Raw genomic sequence first — 14,632 nt, 5'->3', positions numbered from 1 at the left:
TGCCACCGGCGGAGCTACCGGTGAGCGGGGGACAGGGGATGGGGTCCGTCGAGATGGCGGACCTGCCTGTGATCGAGGTCGAGAGCAAGCCGGAACTGCTGGTGCTCGTGGCGGAGAACGACGTACCCGTTGGCTGGGTGATCGTCCTGCCCGAGGGAGGCTTCTGGCTGATCCGGAAGTCCACCCGGTCCTTGATCCACGGGTCGAGTCTGGCGACGCTGACGACCTTCTGGGCCACCGTCCTCGGTTGCGATGTGGGGCGACCCAGGCTGGCCGGGCCCCCGTCTGCCGGTGTCAGAGACTGAGCTTCATACCCTCGTGGCTGGCGACGAAGCCGAGGTTGGCATAGAAGCGGTGCGCGTCGTGGCGGGTCTTGTCGGTGGTGAGCTGCACCAGCCCGCAGCCGCGCTGGCGGGCCGCGTCGATCGCCCAGGTCATCATTCGGCGTCCCAGCCCGCGACCGCGCTGGTCCGAGCGGACCCGGACCGCCTCGACGAGCAACCGCTCGGCGCCGTGCCGGCCGAGCCCGGGGATGTAGGTGAGTTGCATGCACCCCACCACCTCGCCGTCGGCCTCACCGACCACGAGCTGGTTGCGCGGGTCGGCGGTGATGTCCGCGAACGCCTTCTCGTACGTGGCGTCGACCTCCCCGACGTCACGGGTACGGCCGAGCACGTCGTCGGCGAGCAGGTCGAGCACGGCCGGCAGGTCCGCCCGGACCGCCTCACGGAAGATCACCTCACTCATCCCGCGAGCGTCCCACAACGGTGCGACCCGATGTGCGGCGGAGCAACGTCAACTGTCGCTGCGCCGGGTGACGCGTTAGAGCACCGCCACGGAGGCGCCGGCGGGTGCGCATCCGACCGGCACGGGCGGCAGGTGTTCCGGCGGGCCGCCATCACCGACGGCTACCCGGCCGTGCATCGCCGCGAGAAAGTCGTACGTGGCACCGGCGACCAGGGTCCGGTAACCGTCACCGTCCAACACCCGGCCGCTCCCGACCGTCAGGGCAGGCGTCGACTCCGGCGTCTGCCCCGACGGGCGTCCGGGTGCCTCTTCGGTGCTGCTAGGTGTCCGAGGGCCATCGGTGCAGCCGGTCAGGGCCAGCAACAAGAAGGCAGCAAGGACATCGATCCGTAGCACCGATCCATTAGATCCGTAATGTCCGCGTCCATCCCTCAGCGACATGCCGGTCGGTGTGGCGTGGCCTCTGCCACCGATGGCCCCGGGGTAGGTGGCAACCGTTCGGCTCAGGTCTTCAGTGGCAGTGGTGCTGGTCCGACTGAACGGGCGTGACGCCGGGGCGGGTCCACTGGGCTACCGGGCGGCCGTCCTTGCGCCACCAGCTGTACGTCGGGTCGGCCTGCGGCCAGCCGTCGGGGGAGTCCTCCCAGGCTTCCTGCCGTCCATAGGCGGTCATGTCGAGCAGCTTGAGTGAGCCCATGATCGCCTCGACGCCGCGTCCGGTCGTCTCGTAGGTGAGGAACACCCGGTCACCCTGGCGCAGGTAGCAGGCGATGACGCCGCCGCCGGCGACGGCGGGCTCGTCGATGCCGTAGTTCGAGTACCACGGGTGGAGGTAGCCCATGAACTCGCGGAACGGCGCGATCTCCTCGTACGGTCCCTCGGCGAAGACCGCGAACCTGATGCCCCGTGCCGCCAGGTAGCTAGCCTCGTGGAAGTTCCAGATGCTGATGGTGCAGCCTTCGCACTGCTCCTCGAATGGCTTGCCGAGGTGCCACATGTGCTTGTAGACCACGAGTTGGTCTCGCCCGTCGAAGATGTCGAGCAACGAGACCGGGCCCTGCTCGCCGACCAGTTTGACCGGGTTGACCTCGGTCATCGGCAGGCGACGGCGGGCGGCCGCGATGGCATCACCCGCTCGGGTGTGCTCCTTCTCCCGGACCAGCAGTGCGTTCCGTTCCCGAAGCCAGGTGTCGCGGTCGACCACGGGAGGCGCTGATTGTCTATCCATACTCGGCATACCGCTACTATAAACATAGCGTCTACTAGCGTGAAAGAAGTTGATCGGGATTGCCTGTCAAGCTGACCTACGCCCACCACGGCGACGCCTGCCGGGCTGCCAACGCCCTTGACCTGGTGGGTGACCGGTGGACGTTGATCGTCGTCCGCGAACTGCTCCTCGGTCCCAAGCGCTTCGCCGATCTTCAGGACGCCGTTCGTGGCATCACGCCGGCAGTCCTCAGTGACCGGCTCAGATCCCTGCGTCAGGCCGGCATCGTCGACCAGGTGACCCTGCCCGACCTGGCGCGTACCCGCGCGTACACGGTCACCGAGTGGGGCCGTGGCTTGGAATCGGTTCTGGCCTCGCTCGGCCGCTGGTACTCCTCCGGGCCGGACCCTCGCACCAGTGGTGGCATGACCCCCGACGCCATGGTCCTCGCCATGCGCACCATGGCGCCCCCCGTCCCCGAGGGCCTACCACTGACCGCCCTGCGCCTCTACGACGCCCGGCAGCCCGACCCGCCGGTCCGCGACTACCGGCTGACCACCGTCGACGGGCTGCTGGACGTCCAGCCCGGTGCCGCCGTCGACCCGGTGGCGACCGTGACCACCGACTCGACGGCCTGGAGCGAGGTGCTGTTCGGCGGCCTGCCGCTCATCGACGCCGAACGCGCCGGCACCGTACGCGTCGACGGCGACCGCGACACCGTCACCCGCCTGATTCGCCTCTACCACGCGGCCGGCTCCCCTTAGCGAGGTGCGTTCGGTCGGTCGCTGTCGATGGGCTCGTCCATGCGGCGGACGCACCGCGAGCATCGGCACGCCCCGCAGCAGCGAAGCCAGCACGAACGCGAATCGGACCCTCGGGAGTGAACGGGCAGTAACCACCGCGAAACCTCGGCATCGCCAAAACCGGCTATTGCGCCGTAATGGGTACACGGAGAGTGTTGTCACAGATTCGCTCTGGTGTTGGGCTCCATCTATCTGTACGTTGTGCCGCAAGCTTGATCACGTTTGCTTCACGGGGGTGCGGCTTGTCGATTCGTCCTGCCTGGATTCAGTCCACTGTGGCCCTCGTAGTACTGGCCGGCTCCTTGTCCGCGTTGTCGCCAGTTGCTCCTGCCAGTGCCGAAGGCACCGACCCGTGCCCGAGCGGTGCCCCATCCGGAGTGAGTTCGGAGCACGCGGCCCAGGCCATGGCCGAGGCGTGTGACGTCGCCGTGGAAGTGCTCGATGCGGCCTCGGAGACGACGAAGGTCTTTGCCCAGCCTTCCGGTGACTTCGCCTTCGAATCGTGGGCCGAGCCGCAATGGACCAGACAGGACGGCGACTGGACTGAGATCGACACGACGTTGCAGGTGGGGCACGACGGCCTGGTACGGCCGGTTGCCTCAACGGCCGACGTGGTCTTCTCCTCAGGCGGTGCGGGGGCCTTCGCCACCATGACCGGGGGCGGTGCCACGTTCTCACTCGGCTGGGTGGATCCACTTCCGGAGGGTGTGATCGCCGGAGACAGCATCACCTATCCGAACGTGTACCCGGACGTCGACCTCGTGGTGCGCGCCGAGCGGGGTGGCTTCTCCCACCTTCTCGTGGTCAAGAGCGCAGCGGCGGCGGCCAATCCGCTGGTCCGCGAGACACGCTACGTCGTGGGCGGGTCAGCGACCGTGTCCGCGTTGGGCGGAGGCGTCACCGTGTCCGGCCCGGAGGGCCTGCTGGCGGCAGCCCCACCGGCCAAAGCATGGGATTCGACACGTGAGGTCGCCGGTGCGCGGGCCGGGTTCCTGGCTGACGGTGCGCCATCTGATCCGAGGCCGGATCGTTCCACCGCTCGTGGTCCGGCGGACGCCGCCAGGACCGCGGCGGTCGACGTCCAGGTCGGCGACGGTCATATGAGCGTTTCCGCAGACCCCGAGCTGCTTGACGCCGGCCGGTTTCCCGTCTTCATCGACCCTACCTATGACAAGAAGTGGGCCAGCTGGGCTCCGGTGAACGACTCCAGGGCGAGCACCCAGTGGACCTCCGGCAGCGACTGGCCCAGAGAGGTCGCCCGGGTTGGATCGAACCATGACGACCACGGAGACATTTGGCGGTCGCACTTCTACTTCGCTACGTCAGCGCTGGCCGGCAAGCGCTTGATCGACCGAGCCAGTCTGGACGCCTATCTCGTGCACACCGCCGACTGCGACGGTGAGTCGATCTCCGTCTGGCAAACGAACTCGCTGGCCGCCAACACGCCCACCTGGAACGGCATGAAGGACAAATGGCTGCACGGCGAACCGCTGCAGACGAAGCTCGGCAAGGCGAACGGCGGATGTAGCCCTTCCCAAGATCCCAACTGGATGTCCTTCAACGACACGGAGATCGGCCACCATGTTCAACGCCACGCAGACGAAGGCCACACTTCGATCACCTTCGGTCTGCGGATGGCGACCGAGAGCGGCGGACGATGGGCCAAGTTCGACCCGGCCAGGGTTAAACTGATCACGGATTACCAGCACAAGCCGCATTCGCCGGTGGCGGTAAAAACCACCCCTGGCGGTGCCTGCGCCAAGACGTCGCCGGGGCCGTGGATCACCGACCGCACGCCGATGTTGTGGGGCAAGGCCAGCGACGGCGACGGCACCGTCAAGATCCGGTTCGACCTCAACGGTCCGACCGCTCCCGCCGAAAGCACCTCGGGTTCGACCAAGTCGGGTGCCGAGCGTTCCTGGCCCGCGCCCACCCTGGCCGAGGGGAACTACAACTGGCGAATCCGGGGTATCGACGGGAAAGACGACACCGACTGGACAAGCCTCTGCTACTTCCGGCTGGACTACACCCCACCCACCGCGCCGGTGGTCACCCGCACCTCCGGTACCCCGATCGAGGGCCAGCCGGTGACGCTGTCCTTCAAATCGTCCGACGCTCGCTCGGGCATGAAGCAGTTCGCGTACGGCATCGGGGTCGACGCCCAGCAGAACTTCAAGGCGTCGACGGGTACGACCACCCTCACGTTCACACCGGAGGTCGGACGTACTGTCGTCTACGTCTGGGCGCAGGACATCGCCGGAAACTACTCGGTGCGTACCGCGTACAACTTCTTCACCGGCCGCATCACCGAGGCACAGCCCCAGGGTGCCTGGCGTTTCGACGGTGACGCCCTCGACGACTCCGGCCAGGGCCATGACCTGACGGTGGGCAATGGGGCGGGGTTCGGTCCCGACCGGAGAGGTAACGCGAATGCCGCGTTGAACTTCGACGGCGCGAGCTGTGCGGAGACAACGCCGGTGATCCGCACCGATGCCGAATACACGGTGGCGGGCTGGTCGAAGATCGCCGACAAACAGAGCGTACGTGCGTTGGCGGCCCAGGGTGGCACCTCCCGCTCGTCCTTCTATCTGCAGTACAACGGCCCCACCGACCGCTGGCAATTGACGCTGAGTAGCGCCGACATTGCGGATGCGACGTTCACCACGATCTCTGCACCGACGGCGACGGCGCTGGGAACGTGGCAGCACGTGGCGGTCACGGTCGACCCGGTCGCCAGAGTTATGCGCCTCTATCTCGGGGGACAACTCGCCGCCGAGGGATCGATCCCGTTCGCACCCTGGAACGCTCAGGAACGTTTCTTGATGGGATGCGTCGGAACTGGAACCACAGTGTGGCATCAGACGGTTGGCTCCATCGACCACGTCGGCGTCTGGCAGGGCCTCCTTTCCGACGCCCACATCACGCGTGCCGCCACTGAGCTGCCCGCTGGTGCCGTCGGTGACTGGCAGATGCACGGCAGCGGAGCTGATGCCACGGGCCGATCCACGGACGTGATCCTGCCGGAGAACGCGTCCTGGACGGATGACCAGTTCGGACGAGCCGAGTCGGCGGTCGAGCTTGATGGCACGCAGTGCGCGACCACATCCGGCCCGGTAGTGCGCACGGATGAATCGTTCACAGTTGGGGCGTGGGTCAGGCTGGCCACGGCTGGCACGGGCAATCGGACGGTTCTGGGTCAGGACGGTGACCGGGTCAGCGGGTGGTATCTCGGCACGCGGTACTTGAACGGTGTTCCTTACTGGGCGCTCATGATGCTGGCCTCCGACAGTGAGATCGGCGGAGGGCCGGTGACCGCGTCGACGGTTCCGATTACCGGAGACGTCGGCCGGTGGACCCATCTGGCTGGCGTCTACGACGCCACAACAAGACAAATGAGCTTGTACGTGAACGGAGTTCTCGTCTCGTCCAGGGAGCGTACCGGGACCAACTGGAACGCCGGTGGGCCGATGACCGTCGGGTGCGCGAAGTGGGCCGGGGCACATGGCGACCGTGTCCACGGGGCGATCTCCGGGGTGCGGGCCTGGCGGGGTGTGTTGAGCGCCGCTGAGGTGGCCGCGGTGCACGGCGGCAACCCAGAAGTGAAGCTGGAGGGGATGTGGCCGCTGGACGGCCCAGCGAGCGATACCCCTACCTATCTGACGGACTGGTCAGGTAACGGTCGCGACCTGACCATCACTGGACCGTATGCCTGGGCGCGTGACAGGGGTTTTGGTCGTGACGGCGCACTTGGCCTGGAACTCTCCGACAACTCCTGCGCGGAGTCGGCCGGTCCGGCGGTACGAACCGATGCCTCGTTCACCGTGGCCGCATGGGTGCTGCTGGAACAGACAACCGATCACCATACGGTGCTCTCGCAGGTCGGCAACGTGCACGGCGGCTTCTTCCTGAAGTACAACCCGACCCACGATCGTTGGCACTTCGGCATCCCGTCGACCGGAAACAGCACTTCCGCGATCTGGCACACCGCCGAGTCGCAGCAGCCGCCCGAGTTGGGCAAGTGGACGCACCTGGCCGGGGTTTACGACGTCGCGGCCGGCAAGATTCGGCTCTACGTCGACGGTGAGTTGCAGGGCGAGGCAGACGGCCCTACCACGCCGTGGATGGCTGCTGGACCGACGCTGATCGGATGCAACGGTGCCGCCGACGGACGCCGCTGGGCACCCCTGGGTGGCGTCGTGGACGACGTACGCATCTGGACTTCCACCGTCGATCCGGATCGGATCGCCGACCTCGCTGCTCTTTGAGCCATGGGTTGGGGCGGCTTGGGGCCGCCCCAACCCCGCCCACCTGACTTTCCCCCACCCCTCTGCGTCAGGAAGGTGTCATGTCGCAGCCTCGCACCGTCCCCTCCCGTTCCCGACGACTCGTCACGTTCGGCACCGTCGCGGTGCTGGTGGCCTCGACCCTCGCCGCAGCTCAGCCAGCTCAGGCGGCCGAGGTGCCCTCCGGTGACCGTGCGGTCAAGACGATCCCTGCCGAGTCGCTCCGGCAAGCACCTGTCGACCGGTCGCCATTGCCCGACGACGGCGGCCGATGGACCGGCGCGGGGCGAGCGACGTGGCCAGCGGCGGGCGAGACCAGCCTTGCGGTCGCGGGCGCTCGGCCGGACCGACGCCTTGACGGGGACCGGCAGTCCGGCCGGACGGTGCGGGGAACTGCTGGCGGCCTACCTGTCACGGCCTCAGCCGTCACCGGTAAACGTGCTCCGGACCAGGCGCGGGTGCAGGTCTTGGCCGAGCAACACTCGCGTCGGCTAGGTGTCAGTGGGCCGATCGTTGTCGTCGACGGCAGCTCCGGCACCGTCGAGGCTGCCTTTGACTACGCCGGGATCCGCGAACTCTACGGCGCGGGGTGGGGGGAGCGGCTGACCCTCAAGCGGCTGCCGGCCTGCGCGGCGACCACCCCGCAGCGGTCGGAGTGCCAGGAGATCGAGACGGTTCAGGCGACCAACAACCCGGTCACCGGTACGGTCTCGACTCAGGTCACGCTCTCCGGAGCGGCACCGATGGTGTTCGCCATGACGGCCGACGAGTCCTCGGAGGAGGGCGACTACAAGGCCACCGACCTGAAGGCGTCGGGCTCGTGGACGGCGGGAGACAGCTCCGGTGCCTTCTCGTACTCGAACCCACTGCGGCTGCCCCCGGCGGAGGGTCCGCTACCAGAGGTGTCGTTGGACTACTCGTCGCAGGTGGTGGACGGCCGGATGGCCGGTGCCAACAACCAGGCGTCGTGGGTCGGCGACGGCTGGGAGTACGCGCCGGGATTCATCGAGCGTTCCTACGTCACCTGCACCGACGATCGCGACGCGGTCGACGGTAACGACCCGAACAACAAGGACAAGAAGACCTACGACCACTGCTGGAAGGGTGACTCGCACAACGTCACCGTCTCGCTCAACGGCACCAATGCCTCGCTGATCAGGGACGACAGCAGCGGTACCTGGCGAGTCCAGAACGACAGCAACTGGCGGATCCGCCTGGAGGGCGCCGCAGCCACGTCAGGCAACGCCACGACCGAGCGGTGGACGATCACCACGCCGGATGGCACCCGGTACTTTTTCGCCAGCGAGGTCACCTCGGCGAACTCCCGATGGACGATCCCCGTCTTCGGCAACCACGCCGGCGAGAAGTGCCACGCCACCGCCTTCAAGGACTCGTCGTGCAAGCAGGCGTGGCGGTGGCTGCTGGACAAGGCCGTGGACGTGCACGGCAACACGGTCCGCTACCACTACGAGAGCGAGACCGGCTACTACGGTGCGGCCGATGACAAGGACAACCGGCAGTCGTTCCACCGCGGTGGCCATCTGAGGCGGATCGAGTACGGCCTGCACGCGGATCACCCGAGCGTGTCCGCCACCGGGCGAGTGGTGTTCGACGTCGCCGACCGGTGCCTGGCCACCGAATGCCACAAGGACGGTAAGCCGGTCAAGGCGAACTGGCCGGACGTACCGTGGGACAAGTACTGCGACGCGGCGCCCTGCACCGACAAGCTGGCTCCGGTCTTCTTCACCACCAAGCGGCTCACGAAGATCACCACTCAGGTGTGGAGCGGCAGCACCTTCTCGGACGTGGAGTCGTGGGCGCTGACCCACGAGTTCAAGGCACCGAAGGTGGCCGGGTCGGCGTCACTGTGGCTGAAGGAGATCGTGCACGCCGGGCACGTCGGCGGCACCGTCACCGAGCCGGCGGTGCAGTTCACCGGAGTGGAGTTGTCCAACCGCGCCAACGTGCTCGCCGGGGCACCCCTGTTCTCCAGGTGGCGGATCCAGAACATCCGTACCGAATCGGGCGCCGACATCCACGTCACGTACTCGGAGGCGGACTGCGACTACAACGACGTGCCGGCCGCGCCGGAGAACAACTCCCGGCTCTGCTACCCGGTGTACTGGACACCGGACGGCTACGCCTCGCCGAAGTTGGACTGGTTCCGCAAGTACGTGGTCACCGAGATCTCCGAGATCGACCGCACCGCCGACCAGCCCGCCATCACCACCAGCTACGAGTACTCCACCACCGGCGGTGGCACGTCGACCCTGTGGGGGTACGACGACAGCGAGTTCACCAAGAAGAAGCACCGCACGTACGGACAGTGGCGCGGCTACTCCCAGGTGGTCACCAAGGTCGGTGAGCCCGGCCAGGGCGTGCCACTGACCACCCGCAAGCGGTTCCACCGAGGCATGCACGACCAGCCGCTGCCCGGCGGAGGGCGACGTGACGTGCAGGTGTCCGACTCCGAGGGCAACACCTTCACCGACCACCCGGCGCTGGCCGGTATGCCGCTGGAGGAGGCGACCCTCGACAACTCGACAGTGGTGGAGGCGTCCACCACGCAGTACTGGACCCGCCAGACCGCCGAGCGTGACCACGACGGGGGCACCGCCCGCGCGTACCTCAGTGGTCCGTCCGTGCAGAAGAGCCGCAAGCTTCTCGCGGCGAACAAGTGGGCGCGCACCGAGTCCCGGACGACGTACACCGCGGAGGGTCTGCCGGAGGCGGTGTCCGACCTGGGAGACACCGCGAGCACCGGCGACGAGACCTGCACCCGCACCACGTACGTCAGCAACGACACCGCATGGATCCGGGCAGCCGTGTCCCGGGTGGAGACCGTCGCCAAGGCGTGCGGCGCGACGATCTCCCGCCCGGACGACGTCGTCTCCGACGTCCGTACCTACCACGACGGCTCGGACACCCACGGTGCCACCCCGAGCGCAGGGTTGGTCACCCGCGAGGACACCCTCGACACCTGGAGCGGTGGGCCGGTCTACGCCACCACCTCCCGTACCAGCTACGACGATCTGGGTCGGGTCGAGAGCGTCACGGACGCCCGTGGCGGTGTCACCACCACCGCGTACACCCCGGCGGGACCGGGTCCGGTGACCCAGACGGTCACCCTCAACCCCCTTCAGCACAAGGTCACCACCTATCAGCAGCCGGCCTGGGCCGAGCCGACCGCGGTGGTCGACGCGAACAACAAGCGCACCGACCTGACGCACGACCCGCTGGGCCGGCTCACCAAGGTGTGGTTGCCCGGCCGGACCAAGGCGACCCAGACACCGAACCTGGAGTTCGGCTACCTGTTACGGGCCGACGGGCCGCTGGCCGTGACCACGAAGCGGCTCGGCCCCAACGGCAACTACATCACCGAGATCGGGCTCTTCGACTCCCTCTACCGGCCGGTGCAGACCCAGGAGGACGCCCTCGACGGCCGGCGCCTGGTGTCGTCGACCGGTTACAACGACCGTGGTCTGGAGGCGTACCAGGCAGGTCCGGCATACGTCACGGGTCAACCCGGCACCGGGCTGTTGGCGCTGAACCCGGGTGCGGACCGGGTGCGGACGGTGTTCAGCCACGACGCCGTTGGTCGGGTCGTCAACGAAGGGCTGTGGTCGGGGGACAGCCAGCTGTGGGCAACGGTCACCAGTTACGGCGGTAACCCGGATGGCTGGCAGGTGGCGGTCACCCCGCCGCTCGGCGGCACCGCGACTGCCACTCTGAGCGATGTCCACGACCGGACGTTCGAGCTGCGCCAGTTCCACGGCCGGACCCCCACCGGCGGGTTCGACACCACCACGTACACCTACACCCCGCGCGACGACCTGAAGACCGTGACCGGCCCGACCGGCAAGGTGTGGCAGTACGAGTACGACCTGCGGGGACGGGAGCGACGCACCACCGACCCGGACAAGGGCGTCACCACCCTGACGTACGACAACAGCGACGACGTGACCTCCTCGACCGACGCGCGCGGCGAGGTGGTTTCCACCGAGTACGACCTGCTCGGGCGGCAACGTAAGCGTCTGGTCAACGGCCAGCTTGCCGCCGAGTGGACCTACGACACCGTCGCCAAGGGCCACCTGACCAAGCAGTTGTCGATCGTCGACGGCTATCACTTCACCCGCCAGATCTTCGACTACAACGACGCCTACCAGATCCGCGACGAGGAGTCGGTCGTGCCGGCTATGCCTGGCCTGGCCGGTGCCGCAGGCACCTACGTCTCCACCTTCACGTTCAAGGTCGACGGCTCGCCCGAACGGATCACCATGCCGCGGGCCGGTGCTCTTGAGCGCGAGATGCTCAACCACACCTACGACGACCTGGGCAACGTGACCCGGCTGGTAGGCACGTCTTCGCCTTCGGGAGCGGTGAACGTCTACGTCGACGACGCCACCTACTCGCCCTACGGCGAGCTGCTGCAACGCAAGCTCGGCGTCAACAACAAGCCGCAGGCGTACCAGACCTACGTCTACGACGACGTGACCCGGCGGCTGGCAGAGTTCTACTTCGACCGCGACGCCAGCATCACAAACGTCGCCGCCCTGAACTACGAGTACGACCCGGCGGGCAACGTGCTGTCGATGGCCAACCGGCCGCAGGACAACGACGGTAACGCCCGGCCCGGCGACAGCGACGTCCAGTGTTTCCAGTACGACCAGTTGCGTCGGCTCACCCAGGCATGGACGCAGAGCACGAGCACGTGTGCCGGCACCCCGCAGTCGAGCGACGTGGGTGGAGTGTCGCCGTACTGGAAGTCGTACGCCTACGACAAGGCCGGCTCCCGCGAGTCGGTGACCGACCAGCGCGCCGGCGTGACCTCGACCTACGGGTACGCCGCCACGGCCGGCCAGCCGCACGCGGTGCGGACGGTCACCACCGGCGAGCGGGTCGACCACTACGACTGGGACGCCATCGGCAACCTGACCTACCGGCGGGTCGGCGGGGTCACCGAAACCCTCGACTGGAACGCCCAGGGCAAGCTCAGCGAGATCACCGGACCCGACGGCACGACCCGGATGCACTACGACGTGGACGGCAACCGGATCGCTCGGATCGACCCGAACGGCGACGCCACCGTCTTCGTGGCCGGCCAAGAGCTGACCGTCTCCGGCCAGAACAAGACGACGACCCGCTACTACGAGCACGCCGGTGATGTCGTCGCCTCTCGTACGGCGTCCACCGCCAGCGGTGCGAAGGACCTGATCTGGCTGGCCTCGGACCAGCACGACTCGGCCCACTGGGCGGTCAACTCGGTGACCCGGGTCGACACTGTCCGCTACTCCGACCCGTACGGCAACAAGCGTTCCGGCGGCGCTGGCGGCACCTGGCCCTCGGGCCAGCGTGGCTTCGTCGGAGGTATCGAGGATCCGACGGGCCTGTCGTTGCTGGGTGCCCGGTTCTACGACGCGGCGCTGGGTGCGTTCATCTCCGTCGACCCACAAACCGACGAATACGACCCGCAACGGATGCACCCGTTCGCGTACGCGAACAACAACCCGATCACGTTCGCCGACCCGGATGGACTTTTCTGGGGCAAGGTTAAGAACGCGGCCAGCCGGGCCGGCAACGCGGTGGCTAGCGCCGCCACCTCGGCGGTCAAGGCGGTCGTCAACAACGCTGGCACCATCTCCGCCGTCGCCGGCACGGTGGCGATGGTGGCTGCGGTGCTACCGCCGCCGGCGCAGGTGGTGGCAGTAGCCGCCGGGGCTGTGGCTGTGGTGGCCGGTGCGATCGACACGATCAAGACGTGTGTGGGCGAGGTCGGTCTGGACTGCGCGATGGGCGTGGCAGGCATGGTCCCCGGCGTTCGCCAAGCGAAGACCGCTGCGCGCGGTGCGGGCGCAGTAAAGAACGCCATCAAGAGCAAGCGGCCGCCATGTAACAGCTTTGTTCCTGGTACTCCCGTGTTGATGGCGGACGGCAGCTACAAGGCCATCGAGCAGATTGAACTCGACGACGTGGTTTGGGCCGTCGATCCCGAGACGGGCCAGGAGGGTGCCCGCCCGGTCACTGCGCTGATTACGAGCGGCGGAGACAAGACGCTCGTCGACATCAGCGTCGATTCCGATGGCGACGGCACCGCCGATGGCACGGTCACCGCCACCGACGGGCACCCGTTCTGGGTCGACAACAAGCGGGAATGGCTGCGTGCCGAGCACCTCAACCTGGGCGACCAGCTGCTGACTCCCGACGGCGCCCGGGTCAGCGTCATCGCCGTCGTCGCCTATGGCGCGATCGCCACGGTTCACAACCTCACCGTCGACGACATCCACACCTACCATGTGATCGTCGGCGACATCTCGGTTCTCGTACATAATGTCAACCGGAGTTGTCCGGTGCACGGCGGAGCTACGGGCATTCCCAACCGGGACTTGCGCGAGCCGCAGGTATGTACATGCGACAGGATTGGCAGAGAGAACCTTATTGAAATAAACCGGACCACGGAGCGGTCGGAGCAAATCAAAAATCGTCGTACCCAAACCGAGGCGCCGGCGAGAGGTCTTGAGAAGGCAATCAAGGCGGCACACCCTGATCCAGCGACCGGCTGGTTTATAGGATTCTTGGCAGTTTTTGCGATAGCAAAACGTGCGGTGAAGATGATGGTGGAGGTGGCGAGGCGGTGGTACGGGAGGCAAGAAAGGTGACCCTGGTGCCGGCGACGGGTGCCGGGAAGCGCGTATGGCAGTATCTGATCTATCAGAATATGCAGCACACATTGCTACTGATGGTCCATCCTGTCTTGGCGCCCGAGCTGATCTACCAAGCATGGATTGTCGCGATGCGGCGGATGTTTGCCCAAGACGCCAATGCCGAAGCGGCTCGAACCTTCGTTTCAGCCATCCTCACGAGGCAGCGGCATTCTCCGGTCGCGCCCGACGTCGTTAAGGCGCTCGTTGATCTGGCTATGGGGGAAGCCCATCCACTTGATCTTCGACGTCGTGATCGACTGCTGGTTCTACCTATTCTCGAAGAATCAGTTCGGACGGCGCGTCTGTCGGAACGGGAGGTGGCGGAATTGGTCAGGGCGGCGGAGAAGCGGCTGGATCGTTGGCGCCGCAAGGCTGGACGATCTCGCCGTGGGATGCGTGTAAGTGCTACCACCGGTGGCGGCAATGACGCGGGTATTCAACCGAAATCGGTGATTGGTCAGACGTTGAGGGCTATGGCCGGATATGACCGCGAGCGGGTGGCTGCGTTGCCGCGTGAGCAGTCTAACGAGGCGATCGTTGCAGTGGTCAACGCGGCGTTTGGGATGGCAGTCAAGAAACGCTTTAATCGCGATCAAACCGGCGAAATTGTTGCCGGCTTTGCTGAAAGGGTGGTCACCGCTTCGCAGGATCCACTCTTGGATAGGTTGGCTGTCATTTCGATAACCGAGGGTGTGCTTGGTGAAGATCGCGCCGTATACACAGAATCTGATCTGGAACTTGCGATTCAGGTAAAGGTGCTTGGGTTCGTGCAGGCCGTCGAGGAGCTCGGGCTCTATGAACGCGAAATTGATGAGATTATCCATAGCGCCGAGCAAATGGCGGACGCGCAGGGCATTAACCTGACGTCGAGCGGCGGCCGGGACGAGTAGT

8 protein-coding genes are annotated in these 14,632 nt (G+C 66.7%); 5 read left to right on the top strand and 3 right to left on the bottom strand.

Annotated elements, in window-relative coordinates; genetic code table 11:
• Positions 1 to 38 precede the first annotated feature (38 nt).
• The gene (locus O7605_RS11570; RefSeq protein WP_269739187.1) at positions 39 to 305 is read left to right on the top strand and encodes a hypothetical protein; all 267 of its coding nucleotides are present in this window, start codon (positions 39 to 41) and stop codon (positions 303 to 305) included.
• On the opposite strand, the gene O7605_RS11565 is transcribed toward O7605_RS11570, so the two are convergent.
• The 3 genes from O7605_RS11565 to O7605_RS11555 form a co-directional block, all read right to left on the bottom strand.
• Positions 295 to 747: a GNAT family N-acetyltransferase gene (locus O7605_RS11565; RefSeq protein WP_269739186.1), complete on the bottom strand. Its 453-nt coding sequence runs from the start codon at positions 745 to 747 to the stop codon at positions 295 to 297. The two genes, O7605_RS11570 and O7605_RS11565, sit on opposite strands and share 11 nt — an antisense overlap.
• A 75-nt stretch (positions 748 to 822) precedes the next feature.
• A complete protein-coding gene (locus O7605_RS11560) occupies positions 823 to 987 on the bottom strand; it encodes a hypothetical protein (RefSeq protein ID WP_269739185.1) in 165 nt (54 codons plus the stop codon).
• Between the two features lie 271 nt (positions 988 to 1,258).
• The gene (locus O7605_RS11555) at positions 1,259 to 1,984 is read right to left on the bottom strand and encodes a DUF899 family protein (protein WP_443083915.1); all 726 of its coding nucleotides are present in this window, start codon (positions 1,982 to 1,984) and stop codon (positions 1,259 to 1,261) included.
• A gap of 50 nt (positions 1,985 to 2,034) precedes the next feature.
• On the opposite strand from O7605_RS11555, the gene O7605_RS11550 reads away from it, so the two are divergent.
• The 4 genes from O7605_RS11550 (at position 2,035) to O7605_RS11535 (ending at position 14,631) form a co-directional block, all read left to right on the top strand.
• Positions 2,035 to 2,718 (top strand): winged helix-turn-helix transcriptional regulator, encoded by a 684-nt coding sequence (locus tag O7605_RS11550; RefSeq protein ID WP_269739184.1) that lies wholly within the window; start codon positions 2,035 to 2,037, stop codon positions 2,716 to 2,718.
• Between the two features lie 416 nt (positions 2,719 to 3,134).
• Positions 3,135 to 7,022, top strand: a complete 3,888-nt coding sequence (locus O7605_RS11545; protein ID WP_269739183.1) for a LamG domain-containing protein — start codon at positions 3,135 to 3,137, stop codon at positions 7,020 to 7,022.
• Between the two features lie 485 nt (positions 7,023 to 7,507).
• Positions 7,508 to 13,696 (top strand): polymorphic toxin-type HINT domain-containing protein, encoded by a 6,189-nt coding sequence (locus O7605_RS11540; RefSeq protein ID WP_269739182.1) that lies wholly within the window; start codon positions 7,508 to 7,510, stop codon positions 13,694 to 13,696.
• A complete protein-coding gene (locus O7605_RS11535) occupies positions 13,693 to 14,631 on the top strand; it encodes a hypothetical protein (protein WP_269739181.1) in 939 nt (312 codons plus the stop codon). The genes O7605_RS11540 and O7605_RS11535 overlap by 4 nt, the downstream gene beginning before the upstream one ends.
• The last annotated feature ends 1 nt before the right edge of the window (position 14,632 follow it).

This window comes from Verrucosispora sp. WMMA2121, from assembly GCF_027460185.1.
Classification (GTDB): Bacteria; Actinomycetota; Actinomycetes; order Mycobacteriales; family Micromonosporaceae; genus Micromonospora; species Micromonospora palythoicola.
The sequence above is the reverse complement of the archived record's forward strand: the minus strand, read 5'-3'. Positions and strand labels throughout refer to the sequence as shown.

Coding starts and splice junctions, on each gene's coding strand:
- O7605_RS11570 (WP_269739187.1), top strand. CDS start 39: ATGGGGTCCGTCGAGATGGCGGACCTGCCTGTGATCGAGGTCGAGAGC.
- O7605_RS11565 (WP_269739186.1), bottom strand. CDS start 747: ATGAGTGAGGTGATCTTCCGTGAGGCGGTCCGGGCGGACCTGCCGGCC.
- O7605_RS11555 (WP_443083915.1), bottom strand. CDS start 1,984: ATGCCGAGTATGGATAGACAATCAGCGCCTCCCGTGGTCGACCGCGAC.